The organism is Micromonospora sp. CA-259024 (assembly GCF_050936255.1).
Lineage (GTDB): Bacteria > Actinomycetota > Actinomycetes > Mycobacteriales > Micromonosporaceae > Micromonospora.
On sequence record NZ_JBNJND010000001.1, the window covers coordinates 1,461,585 to 1,475,137 of the forward strand.

Annotated in this window: 12 protein-coding genes; 5 read left to right on the top strand and 7 right to left on the bottom strand. The window is 72.6% G+C overall.

Features of this window, described 5'->3' with window-relative positions; genetic code table 11:
- Positions 1-87 precede the first annotated feature (87 nt).
- From ACQEUX_RS05985 to ACQEUX_RS05995, 3 genes are all read right to left on the bottom strand, one after another.
- Positions 88-588, bottom strand: a complete 501-nt coding sequence (locus ACQEUX_RS05985; RefSeq protein WP_433042387.1) for an ATP-binding protein — start codon at positions 586-588, stop codon at positions 88-90.
- A 145-nt stretch (positions 589-733) separates the two neighbouring features.
- Positions 734-1,570, bottom strand: a complete 837-nt coding sequence (locus tag ACQEUX_RS05990) for an oxidoreductase (RefSeq protein ID WP_433042390.1) — start codon at positions 1,568-1,570, stop codon at positions 734-736.
- 34 nt (positions 1,571-1,604) lie between these two features.
- A complete protein-coding gene (locus tag ACQEUX_RS05995; RefSeq protein ID WP_433042393.1) occupies positions 1,605-1,937 on the bottom strand; it encodes a nuclear transport factor 2 family protein in 333 nt (110 codons plus the stop codon).
- Positions 1,938-2,116: 179 nt separating this feature from the next.
- Between ACQEUX_RS05995 and ACQEUX_RS06000 the strand changes: the two genes are divergently transcribed.
- The gene (locus ACQEUX_RS06000; RefSeq protein ID WP_433042396.1) at positions 2,117-2,503 is read left to right on the top strand and encodes a DUF2267 domain-containing protein; all 387 of its coding nucleotides are present in this window, start codon (positions 2,117-2,119) and stop codon (positions 2,501-2,503) included.
- Positions 2,504-2,554: 51 nt separating this feature from the next.
- On the opposite strand, the gene ACQEUX_RS06005 is transcribed toward ACQEUX_RS06000, so the two are convergent.
- Entirely contained in the window at positions 2,555-5,389 is a 2,835-nt protein-coding gene (locus tag ACQEUX_RS06005) for a ricin-type beta-trefoil lectin domain protein (protein WP_433042399.1), read from the bottom strand.
- A gap of 245 nt (positions 5,390-5,634) precedes the next feature.
- Complete coding sequence (locus tag ACQEUX_RS06010) at positions 5,635-6,498, bottom strand: copper resistance protein CopC (protein WP_433042402.1); 864 nt, start codon at positions 6,496-6,498, stop codon at positions 5,635-5,637.
- A gap of 102 nt (positions 6,499-6,600) precedes the next feature.
- Here ACQEUX_RS06010 and ACQEUX_RS06015 point away from each other — a divergent pair, with 102 nt between their 5' ends.
- Genes ACQEUX_RS06015 through ACQEUX_RS06025 form a run of 3 tightly spaced genes read left to right on the top strand, consistent with a single transcriptional unit; the run spans position 6,601 to position 9,225 of the window.
- Positions 6,601-7,071 (top strand): hypothetical protein, encoded by a 471-nt coding sequence (locus ACQEUX_RS06015; protein WP_433042405.1) that lies wholly within the window; start codon positions 6,601-6,603, stop codon positions 7,069-7,071.
- Between the two features lie 5 nt (positions 7,072-7,076).
- Positions 7,077-8,414 carry a hypothetical protein gene (locus tag ACQEUX_RS06020; RefSeq protein WP_433042408.1) on the top strand — a complete coding sequence of 446 codons (1,338 nt, stop codon included), beginning with the start codon at positions 7,077-7,079 and terminating at the stop codon, positions 8,412-8,414.
- Positions 8,415-8,457: 43 nt separating this feature from the next.
- Positions 8,458-9,225: a nucleotidyltransferase domain-containing protein gene (locus tag ACQEUX_RS06025; protein WP_433042411.1), complete on the top strand. Its 768-nt coding sequence runs from the start codon at positions 8,458-8,460 to the stop codon at positions 9,223-9,225.
- A gap of 178 nt (positions 9,226-9,403) precedes the next feature.
- Here ACQEUX_RS06025 and ACQEUX_RS06030 read toward each other — a convergent pair whose 3' ends face one another.
- On the bottom strand, positions 9,404-11,050 hold the full coding sequence (locus ACQEUX_RS06030; RefSeq protein ID WP_433042414.1) for a hypothetical protein: 1,647 nt from the start codon (positions 11,048-11,050) through the stop codon (positions 9,404-9,406).
- A 238-nt stretch (positions 11,051-11,288) separates the two neighbouring features.
- Positions 11,289-12,863 (bottom strand): FAD-dependent oxidoreductase, encoded by a 1,575-nt coding sequence (locus tag ACQEUX_RS06035; RefSeq protein WP_433042417.1) that lies wholly within the window; start codon positions 12,861-12,863, stop codon positions 11,289-11,291.
- A 75-nt stretch (positions 12,864-12,938) separates the two neighbouring features.
- On the opposite strand from ACQEUX_RS06035, the gene ACQEUX_RS06040 reads away from it, so the two are divergent.
- A complete protein-coding gene (locus ACQEUX_RS06040) occupies positions 12,939-13,532 on the top strand; it encodes a helix-turn-helix domain-containing protein (protein WP_433042420.1) in 594 nt (197 codons plus the stop codon).
- The last annotated feature ends 21 nt before the right edge of the window (positions 13,533-13,553 follow it).

The window sequence follows — 13,553 nt, forward strand, 5'->3', positions numbered from 1 at the left end:
CGGCTCCGGCCCGGTGTCATCGTCCGCCCGGGCTGTCCGCATTGTGGCAGCCAACGCGGCCCGAGCGGGTGTGGATCGCCGCCTGGTTCACAGGCTCAGGCGGATCCGCACGGCGGTCCCCTCGGGGCCGGTGAGCACACCGACCTCGTCGCAGACTCGTTCCACGATCGCCAGCCCTCGACCCCGCACCGCGTCGGCGGGCGGCATGTCCCGGCCGAACGCCCGCGTCGGCCCCTGGTCGATGACGTCACAGAACAGCTGGCCCGGCTCCGCCCAGAGCCGGACCCGGCCGCCGCCGGTGGTGTGCTGCAACGTGTTGGTGGCCAACTCGCTGACCGCCAGCATCAGCAGCTCCACCCGCCGGGGCGGCAGGCCCCGGGCCAGCGCCGCTGCGCTGACGAACGCGCGTAGCGCTCGCACGTCGGTCGCCACCTGGTACGCCATGGTGTCCGCGCCGTAGGCGGGGACACTCCGCTCGGCCACGGTCTCCCGTCGCTCGGCCGCCACCAGTCCGCCGGTTGCGGGTCGCCGGTCAGCGTCACCACGATCCGCCCGGGTGCCGTGGACGTGTGCCTCGGAGTGCGCCATCGGGCAGCAGCAACCCTTCTCGTAGCGACGGCTGGTGTTGCCACATCATGTCACCCGCTGGCCCCGTGACCGTCTCGTCCGTTCGGCGGTCCATCGGTGCGGGCCGGCCCGACCGCCCGTCGGCGTCGTTCAGCACCGGAGCCGGTCAGAGGGCCTCGTCGAAGGCGATGGACTCGCTCAACTCCCGCCACCGCGCGTCGGACGCGGCGAGGGCCTCGGCGGCTGCCTGGGCGGCGGCCACGGCGTCGGCCCCGAGCAGCAACCGCGCGGGCGGGTCGTCGACCCTGGTGATCCGGATGATCGCCTGGGCGGCCCGGACCGGGTCGCCCGGCTGGCTGCCACTGGCCTCGCGCAGGCGCTGCACGGCCGGGTCGATGACCGGCCGGTACGGCTCGCTGATCGGCAGCATGCTCATCGACGCGCCGGCCCAGTCGGTGCGCAGCCCGCCCGGCTCGATCGAGGTGATCCGGATTCCGAACGCCGCGACCTCCCGGGCGAGCACCCCGGAGAAGCCGCTGACCGCCCACTTGGCGGCCTGGTACGCGCCCAGACCGGTGCTGGCGACCCGGCTGCCGACGCTGGAGATCTGGACGATGTGCCCGCGCCCCTGCTTGCGCATCACCGGCAGAGCGGCGCGGGACAGGTGGACCACCCCGTAGAAGTTCGCCTCGATCTGAGCCCGGAAGTCGTCCTCCGGCATGTCCTCGATCGCCGCGACATCGGCGTACCCGGCGTTGTTGACCAGGATGTCCAGACTTCCGAAGGTGTCCACCGCGGTGCGCACGGCGGCACGGGCGGCAGCGGGGTCGGTGACGTCGAGGGCCACCGCCCGGACCTGCTCACCGTGCCGGCCGACGAGGTCGTCGAGCTGGGCCGGGTCGCGGGCGGTGGCGATCAGGCGGTCGCCGTCGGCAAGCACGGCCTCGGCGAGGGCTCGGCCGAGACCGCGGGAACAGCCGGTGATGAGCCAGGCCCGCGGCACGTGGTCTCCTCCGTGTCGATGCGTCAGCCCGGTGCTAGGGGCGGATGTCCAGAGCACCGATCAGATCGTCGCGCAGCGTGAACCGGTACCGCAGCTCGATGGGGCTGCCGGGAAAATCGCCGGACACCCGGGTGAGGGCCAGGTACGAGTCGCCCGCCTGCGGTGTGACACGTACCGGCTCGGCGGTGTACGAGTAGGCGTCCATCGTCTTCTGTCGCCAGGCGCGGATCGCGGCCCGCCCGTCGTACATCCGGTCCTCGTCGGCGACGCTCGCGGTGTCCGCGAAGCAGGCGACGAAGGCATCGAGGTCGCGGTCGTTGACGGCCCGGAAGTACCGGTCGATCACGTCGGGTAGGTCGACCGCCATCTGCTCCTCCTGCGGCACGGGCCGCCGTCGGGCGGCCGCCGGGTTCCCGGTCCGACCTCACCGTACGAGAAGGGGGCGGCACCGCGCGGAGCAACCAACAGAACCAGCCCGCTCCGGCTCCCGGGTTTGCCGCCGGTGGACCCGGGTAGCCACGCGTCTCCGGGACGAAGGGCGGGGGCATGGCCGAGCTGACGTTCGTCGACAAGGTTGCGGCGCGGGCGGGCGTCCCGCCCGAGCAGGCGCGCCCACTGACCGAGGCCGTTCTGCGGACTCTCACCGAGCGGCTCAGCGGCGGTGAGGCGGGCGCGTTGGCCCCCCACCTGGCCGACGAGCTGAGTCCACTGCTGGTGAAGGCCGCCGAGCCGCCGGAAGCGTTCGGCTACGACGAGTTCCTGCGCCGGGTGGCGGACCGCGCCGGGATCGATCGGCCCGCCGCCGAGCGGGGCACCCGGGCCGTACTCCAGACGATGCACCGGGTGGTGGGGCACCGTGAGTTCGAGGACGCCCTGTCCCAGCTCCCGATGGACCTGCGGGCGCTGGCCCTGCCACTGCCGCAGGGCCCCTGACCGGCCGTGGGGCGGGGCCGGACCGGCTGACCGGTCCGGCCCCGCCCGTCGTCAGACGGCGTTGACCACCCACTTCTGGTGGGCGCCACCGGAGTTGGTGCCGATCTGGATCTGGGTGCCGTTGGCGGTGCCGCCGGCCGCCGCTTCCAGGACCTTGCCCGACTGCGGGTTGCGCAGCGACCCGTCGGACTGCGGCTGCCACACCTGCGAGCCGGTGCCGTTGCAGGTCCAGAGCTGCACCTTCGTGCCGTCGGCGGTGCCCGCGTTGTCCACGTCCAGGCACTTGCCCAGAGCGCGGTAGGTGTCGCCGACCCGGCTCCACGACTGCGCGGCGGTGCTGTTGCAGGTCCAGAGTTGCACCTTCGTGCCGTCGGCGGTGCCCGCGTTGTCGACGTCCAGGCACTTGCCGCCGACGCCGGTGATGCTGCCCGGGGTGCCGCCGGCGCTCGCGTACGCCTCCAGTTCGTAGATGCGGGCGGCCGCGTCGCTCGTGCTGGTTGGCGCGGTGATCGCCAACCGCACGTGGCGGGTGCCCGGAGCGACGACGTCGTGTGTGGTGGTGCTCGCCGTGTTGCCGGTCACCGTGGCGCGGGTGGTCCAGGTCGTGCCGTCGGCGCTGGACGCGATCGTGAAGTCCCGGGTGTTCCAGGCGGTGTCCTCACCGCCAGCGCCGGCGTGCTTGACCACCACCCGGTTCACCGTGTGGCTGGCCCCCAGGTCCACCTGGAGGTACTTGGTGGTGCCCTTCGAGCACCACTTGTCGCTGTTGCCGCCGGCCACGCTGCCGTTGACGGCCTTCGCCGGGCCCTCGGTCGCCGAGCAGAAGCTGTCCGCGACGGCCTGCTTGTTGAGCGCCAGGTTGGTCCCGCCGCTCGGCGGTGGGGTGACGCCCGGAATGGCGTTGAGCGTGTACCACGCCTCGGTGCTCCAGAGCGACTGGCCGCTGGTGGACGTGAACGGGCGAGGCGAGCGTAGGTGGACCACCCGCCCGGCCTTGCGACCGTCGACGGCGAGGGTGACCTTCTTTCCGTCCGCCGAGAGGGTGGCCGAGCTGACGGTCAGTGTCTCCTCGTCAATCTTCGGGCCACCGTAGTTGGGGGTCGCCTCGTACCGCCACTGCTTGACCTTGTAGTGCGCGGCCAGGTCGGTGGCGGTCTCCGTCGAGACGGGCTGGGTGTACTCCACCTCGAAACCGGCCGTGGTCGCCCGCATGGCGAGCATCTCGAACGCGGTCGTGCTGTTCGGGGTGAGCTTCTGCAGGCCGTACGACAGTTTGCCGGTCTGGCCCCAGTTGCCGCCCGCGCCGAGCCCGCCGACGTAGATCGCGCCGTCCGGGCCGACGTTGACCTCGGAGACGCCCGCCTCCAGGCCCTGGGTGAGCCGGAACAGAGCACCCTGGTACTCGCCGTTGACCTTCTCCACCGAGGCCCGTTGCAGGCCACCGTACGTGACGTCGCCGATGACGAACTGGCCGGCGTATCGACCGCTGGTGAGGTACAGCGGTGTGCTGGGCGAGTTGGCGATCTCGTTCTGCGGCATCCAGAGCACCGGGGGAGTGACCGGGTTCGCGTCGAACGGGCCGGCCGGGTTCGTGAAGTGGTTGAAGAACCGGCCCTGCTTGACGTGCAGCAGCTTCGACGAGGGCAGCCAGCCGCCCTGGTTGTCGGTGACGAAGATGCCGCCCTCCGGGCCCCAGCCGATGCCGTGCGGGGTGCGCAGGCCGCCGGCGACGTAACTGACCGCGCCGGTGTCCTTGTTGATCTTCAGGGTGGTACCCCGGTTGTCGGCGGGCTGCGGGTTGGTGGTCGCGCCGCCGGAGTTGATCGACACTGACAGGTTCAGGTAGAAGAACCCGTCCTGGTAGAGCAGACCGAACGCGAACTCGTGGAAGTTCCCGCCGTACGGCCAGGTCGCGACCGTCTGGAGCTGGTCGGCCACCTCGTCGCCGGTGCTGTCCACCAGCCGGGTCAGCCGCTGCTTCTCCGAGACGTAGACCACTCCGTCGACGACCTTGAGTCCCATTGGCTCCTTGAGCCCTCCAGCGATCTTCTTGGTGGTGACGTTGCCCGGCGCGGTCGCGCCGCCGGTGTTGTTCATGATCCACACCTCGCCGTCCTGGGAGGTGCCGGACTGGTCGCTGCCGCCCCAGGTCGAGATGACCAGCCGGCCGTCGGGCAGCCAGTCCATCCCGGTGACCTTCGGCTGGAAGCCGGTGGGCCGCAGGTTGGTCAGCGTGTAGCCGGGGTGCACGCTGGTCAGCGGTAGGCCGTCGCCGGGGGAGTCGGTGATCCCCTCGCACTCCTTGCGGCCCGGCGCGGTCACCCGGACCACACCGGCGTCGGTGCTCAGCGCCGAGTTCGGTACGACCACGAAGGACGACGAGCCGGGCGTCTTCCACTCCAGGGTGATCTGCTGCCCACCGTCGCGCTCGAAGTGGTCGATGCGCAGCGGGTGCAGCCCGGCGGTGAGGGTGACGGTGCCCTCCTTGGGCGGGGTCGCGCCGTGCAGACCGTCGTGGTTGATCACCACCGCGTTGTCGATCGACAGCTTGGAGCCGTCGTCGCTGCTGAGTCGGAACGTGTAGCTGCCGGCCTGGGTGGTGGTGATGTTGCCGAGCACCTGCGAGACGAAGTAGTTGTCGAACCCGAAGTCGGCGGGCGACGTCCAGTTGATCGTGGACATCAGCCTGTCCACGTTCGGGGTCTGCGCGGGCTTGAGCGTGCAGATCTCGGAGAGCGGCACCTGCACGTCGAAGACGCGCAGCGTCACGCCCGGTTCCTGCGCGGGCGCGGCGGTGGCCGGGTCGGCCCAGAAGCCGGCGGCGAGGACGAGTGCCAGCGCACCCAGGACAGGTTTGTGGAGTCGGCGTTGCAGGCGTGTGCCCATCGTTCCTCCAGGAGGGAGCGGAAGGTCCGACGGCCGGCGCGGATCAGTGGTGGGGGTGGCCGTCGGCCCGGTTCCGAAACGCCCTCGACGCCGACGAGTGACGATGCGGAAACACCGGGTTGATGGGTCGAGACATTAAGGTGTTTCGATTTGACTGTCCATGGCTTCGCGTCGATACATCAGAAGTTCCCGATGTTCGTGCGAAAGTTCGTCGCGGTACGCGAAGAATGCCGGGTGCGGCGGGCCTACCGCCGTCCGCGCCGCGCCGGACCGCCCGCCCGGTTGCCGTTCTTACGGGCGGGGCTGGCGGACGAGCGGGCCGGGGCGCCGGCCTTGCGTGGCGAGCCGGCGGGCCGGCGGCCCGGGGTGGAGGCTCCGCGCGCGGCGGGTCGACGGCGGGCCGCCACCAGCACGATCGCGGCGACCACGACGACGATCAGGGCCGGCACCAACCAGGCCGGGAACCCGCCGTCCTGCTTCTTCGCCGCACTGCCCGGATCGGTTGCCGGGGCGCCGGTAGCGCCCGTCGGGTTGCCGGCCGCAGCCGGGCTCGCCGATGCCGTGCCCTCGATCTGGGCCAGCAGTGCCGGCTCCGGCCCGGCCGTGGGCGCCGTCCAACCGGCCGGCGCCGCCGTGCTCGACCCCTGGTAGTCGAAGGTGACGGTGCCTCGTACCGCCTCACCATCGGAGGCGACGGAGAGATAACTGGCCGTGTAGCGCCCCTTCGCCGGCCAGTGCGCGACGGTCACCATGGCCGGGAAGCCGGTGTGGTAAAGCCGCGGCTCGAACACGCCGTTGACCATGAAGTACTCCTGGACCGGCTTGTCCAGTCGCTTCGGCTCGCCGTACGACCAGCCGTTGTCCACCCGCGACCCATTCGGCCCGGTGATGGCGAAGTGGGCGTTGGCGGCCGGCTTCTCGGTGAAGTACAACCCCACCTGCGTCAGTGGCTCGCGCACGACGGTGCCGGTCAGCGGGGTGGAGGTCGCCAGTTGCCCGTGCGCGGCCGCTGGAGCGGCGGGCAACACCAGCGTCACCACCAGCGTCGCGGCCAGGGCCGCCGCGGTGCGGCTCAGGAGGTGACGCACAGTGACGAGTCTCGATCGCATTCGTTCATCATGGTCATTTCCCTGCTGCCGAACAAGACGTAGAGTTCTCATCCCCGACGATCAACTCGACACCCCGCCCCCTCGCATCGTTCGGAGTCCGCCGTGTTCGTCCGTACCCCCGCCACCCGCACCCGCGCCGCGCTCGCCGCCAGCGTCCTCACCGCTCTGCTTCTCACCGGGTGCGGGCAGGGCGACGACCCCGCCGTGGCCACCCCATCGCCACCACCGGCGTCCGCCGCGCCGCCGAGCGCCGCCACCACCGCGCCGACCCCGGTGGTCAGCCCCACACCCAGTGCCACCACTCCGGCCGTGGACCGGGAGATCACCGTGACGATCGCGAAGCGGCGGGTGGACCCGCCGACCGGGCGGGTGGCCGTGAACAAGGGCGAGCTGGTCCGGATCACGGTCACCTCGGACGTGTCGGACGAGCTGCACGTGCACGGGTACGACCTGGGCGCCCGACTGCCGGCCGGCACGCCCGGCTCGGTGGAGTTCCGGGCCGACAAGACCGGGCTGTTCGAGGTGGAGACGCACGAGACCGAGCTGGTGCTGTTCCAGCTCGTCGTCCGCTGAGCGACATGACGGCCGCTCCCACGCTGCTGGCGCACGGCGTCGGTGGCCGCCAGGACCTGCCGATCACGCTGCCGCAGCTCGTCGTCGCCGCCGCGCTGACCCTCGTCGTCACGTTCCTCGCGCTGGGCCTGCTGTGGCGCGAACCCCGACTCGACCGGGACGCGACCGGCGGCCGTCCGGTGCCGCAGTGGCTCGCCCGGCTCGTCGACGCGCCCACGTTCCGGTGGCTGCTGCGTGCGCTCGGCCTGCTCGCCGCCGCCTGGTTCTGCCTGGGTCTGCTGGGGCCGGACACTCCGGACAACCCGACGGCCGGCGCGCTCTACGTGCTGCTCTGGGTCGGGCTGGCGCCGCTGTCGCTGCTGCTCGGTCCGGTCTGGCGGGCGGTCAACCCGCTGCGTACCGTGCATCTGCTCGCCGCGCTGGCAACCCGGCGCGACCCGAGCCGTGGGATCCGTGAGCTGCCCGCCGGCGTGGGGATCTGGCCGGCCGCCGCCACCCTGTTCGGCTTCGTCTGGCTGGAGCTGGTCGCACCCGAACGAGCCACCCTGCCCGTCATCACCGCCTGGTTCGCCGCGTACGCGGTGGTCCTGCTGGCGGGCGCGGCGTTGTTCGGCGCCGGCTGGTTCGACCGCGCCGACCCGTTCGAGGTGTACAGCGCCCTGATCGGTCAGCTCGCCCTGATCGGCCGGGCCGCGGACGGCGTGCTGGTGTGGCGCAACCCGCTCGACGGCATCGCCGGGCTGCGGCCCCGCCCCGGGCTGGTCGCCGTGGTGATCGTGCTGCTCGGCTCGACCATGTACGACAGCCTCTCCAACGCACCGGGCTGGCTGCGATTCAGCCAGGAGAACGGCCTGCACCCGGCGGTCACCGGCAGCGTCGGGCTGATCCTGGTCGTCGCCGCCGTCGCGGTGGCGTACCTCGCCGCCACCGGAGCCGCGGCCCGCATCGGCCGCACCGACCCGACCGACGCCCGAGGGGTGCCGGGCGAGATCGCCCACTCGATCGTGCCGATCGCGGTGGGCTACGTGGTGGCGCACTACTACTCGCTGCTGATCCTGGAGGGGCAGCGCACCGTCGCGCTGCTCTCCGACCCCCTGGGCACCGGAGCCAACTGGCTCGGCACCGCCGGCTGGGAGCCGTACACCGGGCTGGTCACGCCCTCCGGGGTGGCCACCCTCCAGATCACCGTCATCATTCTCGGGCACCTGCTCGGCACGCTGCTCGCCCACGACCGCGCCCTGTACCTGTTCCCCCGGGCCCGGGCCGTGGCCGGCCAACTCCCGCTGCTGGCGCTGATGGTCGCGTACACCGTCGCCGGTCTGCTGCTGCTCTACGCGGGATAGCCCCGGCGTCGAGCCGCTGCCGATCGCACGCCACCATGGGTGCGTGGACTCCGATCTTCAGCGCTACCTCGATGACCTGGTCACCGCTGCCCGGGACGTGCTCGGCGACGATCTGGTCGGCGCGTACGCGGCCGGCTCGGTGGGGCTCGGCGCGTACCAGGCCGGACGCAGCGACGTGGACGTGGCGCTGGTCAGCGCCGGGCCGCTCACCGAGGCCACCAAACGGGCGCTGGTGGCTCGGTTGCGGCACGAGGCGCTGCCCTGCCCGGCGCGCGGGCTGGAACTGGTCACCTACCGACGCGCGGTGGCCGCTTCCGGGACCCCGGAGCCGGGCTTCGAGGTCGAGCTGAACACCGGGTCCGGCATGGCGTTCCGGTGCACCCTCGACCCCGCCGACCGGCCGGCCGCCGACGGTCGGTTCTGGTACGGGCTGGATCGCAGCATCCTGCACCAGAGTGGGCTGCCACTGCTCGGGCCGCCGGCGGAGGAGGTGTTCGCCGACCTCGCCCCGGCCGACCTGCGTCGCCTGCTGATCGAGGCGCTGTCCTGGTGGCTGGCCCTGCCGACACCGCCGGACGACCGGCCCGCACCCGGCACGGAGGACGCGGTGCTCGGCGCCTGCCGATCGCTGGTGCGGCACCGCGACGGCGTCTGGCTCGCCAAGGTGGCGGCCGGTCAGCGTCTGATCGACGCCGGTGACCCGGCTGAGGTGATCCGCCGTGCGGTCGCCGCCCGGCACGGCGGTCCGCCGCCGACCGGGGCGCAGGCGCGCGCCTTCCAGCAGCGGGTACGCGACGAGATCGCCGCGTAGGCCTCCGCTCAACCCGCCCGCCGTCGTCCTCGCGGCCGGTTCCGTGCACAGTGACCAGCGCGAACTGATCGACTCGGGTTCCGGGAAACCGCGCTGTCCGGCGGCTTCGGACACCCCGCCTTTCCGGAACCCGAGTCGATCACCGTCGCGGCCGGACCGCCGGGCGCAAGGGCTGAGGTCAGTGCCGGGCGGTGCCGTTCTCGCTGACCGGCTGCCCGAAGGCCAGGAACGGCACGGGCGTCGGTGCGTCGGTGTCGGCGTGCCGAGGAAAGATCGGCTCGCTGCGGACCTCCTGGGCCGGCGTACGGTCCGACGAGGGCTCGTCTGCCAGCGTCGGCGCAGCCGAATGCTCGCCGTTGGCCCGCTCGGCGGGCGCGGGGTCGGCCAGGGCCGGATCGGCGGGGTCGGCCAGGTACCGATCCGCGGACGGGTCGGCACTCGCGTCGTCCATGGTGGGCCGCTCCGCGTGCGGGCGGTCGATACCGGCGCGGTCGACAGTGAGTCGCTCGACACCCACACGCTCCGGCGCGGGTCGATCGGCGCTGGAACGGCTGCCCAGCATCGGGTACTCGGCGGTCTCCGTACCGCCTGCTGCCGCGGCCATGACCGCGGCGGCGGCGAGGTCCGCCACCCGCTTCGCCTCCCGCTGCACCCGGGCGCGGACCTCCTTGGCGTGCCGCTCGGCGGAGTCCCCGGCCCGTCGGGCCTCGTCCAGCCGGGCGCTCTCGGCGGTGAGATCCCGGCGTACCTCGCTCAGCCGGTGCTGCATCCGCGACAACTCGTTCTCGAGCGTCTCGCCCTCCTGGCGGACCTCGGCGAGCTGCTGGCGGGCGGTGTCCAGCTCGGCGTGCAGTTCGGTGGCCTCCTGCTGGCGCTCCTCGATCTCCTGCTGCAGGGCGGTGAGCTGCTCCCGATGGCTGGCTGCCTGCTCGTCGGCGCGGTTGCGCAGCTCGGTCACGTGCTGCTGCGCCTCGGCCAGCAGTGCGGCGATCTGCTGCTCGGTCGCGCTGCGCTGCTCGGCGATCTCCTGCTCGGCGGCGGCCTGCTGCTCGGCGATCTCCTGCTCGGCGGCGGTCCGCCGCTCGTTGACCTCCCGCTCCACCCCGGCCTGCCACTGGGCCATCTCCTGCTGGTTCTTGGCACGGGCCGACTGGAGCTCCTGCTGGATCTGGGTGCGGGCCGACTTCATCAGCGCGTCGGCGGCGACCCGGGTCTGGTTGAGCTGCTGCGCGCTCTGCTCGGTGATCCGCTTCGCCTCGTGCTGGGCGCGCTCGTGCGCGGCCTCACCATCGGCGCGCAGCTGCTCGGCGTGCTCGCGGATCGCGGTCAACTCGGCCTCGGCCAGGGTGCGCCGCTCCTCGTGCGCCTGCTCCTGCTCGGCACGTCGGGTTGCCAGCTCTTCCGCCAGGTCCTGGCGTGCCTGCGCGGCCCGTTCACGCGTATCGGCGAGGATCCGCTCCGACTCGCTGCGCAACTCGTTCGCCCGGTCGGTGGCCGACTCGGTGATCATTGAGGCCTGCTTCTCGGCAAGCGCCATGATCTCGCCGACCATCGGGCCCAGATCGTGAAACGAGGCTCGGTCCACCTGCACCGGTTGCTCCTGAAGTTCGGCCAGTTCGGCACGCAGCCGCTGCACTTCGGCGGTCAGCTCACGGACCCGGACGGCGGAGCGCCCGTGCTCCCCGCTCAGCATCGCGATCTGACCGTCGAGCTGCTCCAGGTGCCGGTCTACCTGGCGTTTGTCGTAGCCGCGCAGGGCGAGCTCGAAGCTCGGCCGCGAGGCCGCATCGTCGCGTACTGCGTGCGGCTCAGCGCCGATGGACATGCACCATCCTCCGTACGATCGGGGTGTCAGGGTCGGCGGTCGCCTGCCCCGCGGGCCGTCAGTGTGGCGCAACGCTACCGCCGAGCCGACCCCATGCGAAGTCCCGCCCCACCACCTCCCGTCCCGCCGCGCCCCGCCGCCCCCTCCCCGCGTCGATCATGGACTTCTGGTGCCGGGAAGGTGGTGATCCACGACCTTTGTCGCCCAGCGCAACTCCATGATCGACGCGGGTCGACGACTAACGGCGGCGAGCCAGGAGGACGGCGTCGTGGTGGGTGATGTCCTGGCCGCTCGCGTCGGTGGTCGTGCGGGGGCGGGCCTCCGCCGTCAGCACCTCCCACTGGGCCGGGTCCAGCTCGGCGGCCACGTCCTCCGCGGCGTACATCATGTCCGGCATGTGCATCCGGTGCCCCGACGTCCACAGATCCGACGGGTGGTGCCCGACGATCAGCAGGACGCCGCCCGGCGCCACCGCCGCGGCCAACCGGGCGAACAGCTCCCGCCGCTGCACCGGAGGCAGGTGCATGAACTGCGCGGACACCAGGTCGTACGCCTCCTCGGCGGGCGGCTTGTCGCGCAGGTCGGCGTGTACGAACTCGATGCGGTCGCCGACGCCGGCGGTGTCGGCGTGCGCGGCGGCCCGGCCCAGCGCGGTGGTGGAGATGTCCACCGCCGTCACCCGCCAGCCGCGCTCGGCCAGCCACACCGCGTCGCCGCCCTCGCCGCTGCCCACGTCCAGCACGCGCCCCGGGGCCAGGTCGGCGACCTCGGCGACCAACTGCGGGTTCGGCCGGCCGCTCCACACCGCGGGCCGGGACTGGTAGCGCTCCTCCCACGCCGGCTCCTCGAACGCCGTGGCCACCAACTGCCGGTACGCGGTCACCGCGCCGCGGGTCTCCTCGGCGATGAGGTCGGCGTTGATCGCCGCCCCGGCGGTCAGGCCGGCAGCGGCGGACGAGATGACCTGGCCGCGGATGTCGGCCAGGTTGCCCGCCACCCAGACACCGGGGACGGTCGTCGCCCCGGTGGGGTCGGCCGGGATCTGGGCACCGATGACGTGCTCACCCATCATCACCTCCTCCGGGGCCAGGCCCAGCCCCACCAGCAGGCCGGCGCGGGGAGTCAGCCGCGTCGCGACCACGATCGCGTCGAGCGCCACCACCCGGCCATCGGCCAGCCGTACACCGGTGAGCGTGTCCCCGGTCACCTCCACCGCGGCGACCGGACCCGGCACCACCGCGATGCTCCGGGCGGCGAGCCGCTCGGCGGCCTCCTCGTCCGGCGCGGGGGCGTCGTGCAGCAGGAGCAGCACGTCGGAGCTCCACTGTCGCCACATCTCGGCCTGGTGCACGGCCAGCGGCCCGGTGGCCAGCACGCCGATCCGCCGGTCCTGGACCTCCCAGCCGTGGCAGTACGGGCAGTGCAGCACGTCGCGGCCCCACCGTTGTGCCAGCCCGGGCACGTCCGGCAGTTCGTCGGTCAGCCCGGTGGCCACCAGCAGCCGACGGGCGCGCACCGAACGCCCGTCATCGAGGCCGATTCGGAACCCGTCGTCGTCGCGGGTCGCGGTCTCCACCCGTCCGGTGCGGAACTGCCCGCCGTACCCGGCGACCTCCGCCCGCCCGGCCGCGACCAGCTCGCCCGGCGGCGTCCCCTCCCGTCCCAGGTAGTTGTGCACCTGGTCGGCCGGCGCGTTGCGCGGCTCACCGGCGTCGATCACCAGCACCGACCGTCGGGCCCGGGTCAGCGCCAGGGCTCCGCTGAGCCCGGCCGCGCCGCCGCCCACCACCACCACGTCGTATGTCTCGTCCACCGGTATCTCCCTCGTGCTTGTCGGCTGAGCCCACCATCCGTCGCCACCGGCCACGCAGCAACTATCCTTGCCGTTATGGCAAACGAGGACACTGCCGCACTGGCGGCCGTCGGCCCCCGGCTGCGCTCCCTGCGCCGCCAGCGAGGGACCACGCTCGCCCAACTCGCCGACCTGACCGGCATCTCGGTGAGCACCCTGTCCCGGCTGGAATCCGGCAGTCGCCGGCCCACCCTGGAGCTGCTGCTCCCGCTGGCGAGGGCCTACCAGGTGGCGCTGGACGAACTGGTGGACGCCCCGGCCACCGGCGACCCTCGGGTACGCCCCAGACCGATCGTGATCCACGGCGTCACGTTCCTGCCGCTGACCAGGCGTCCGGGTGGTGTTCAGGCGTTCAAACAGATCTTCCCGCCGGACCCGTCCGCCGGGGAGCGAACCCCGCAGACCCATGAGGGCTACGAGTGGCTCTACGTGCTCTCCGGCCGGTTGCGCCTGCTGCTCGGCGACCGTGACCTGACGCTCAACCCGGGCGAGGTGGCCGAGTTCGACACCCGGATCCCGCACCTCGTCTCCAACCCCGGCCCCGGCACCGCCGAGGCCCTCAGTCTGTTCGGGCCGCAGGGGGAGCGGCTGCACGTCCGGGCCCGCCCCGCCACTCCCGACAAGGGGTAGTCGGAGACCTTGCGGGGCACC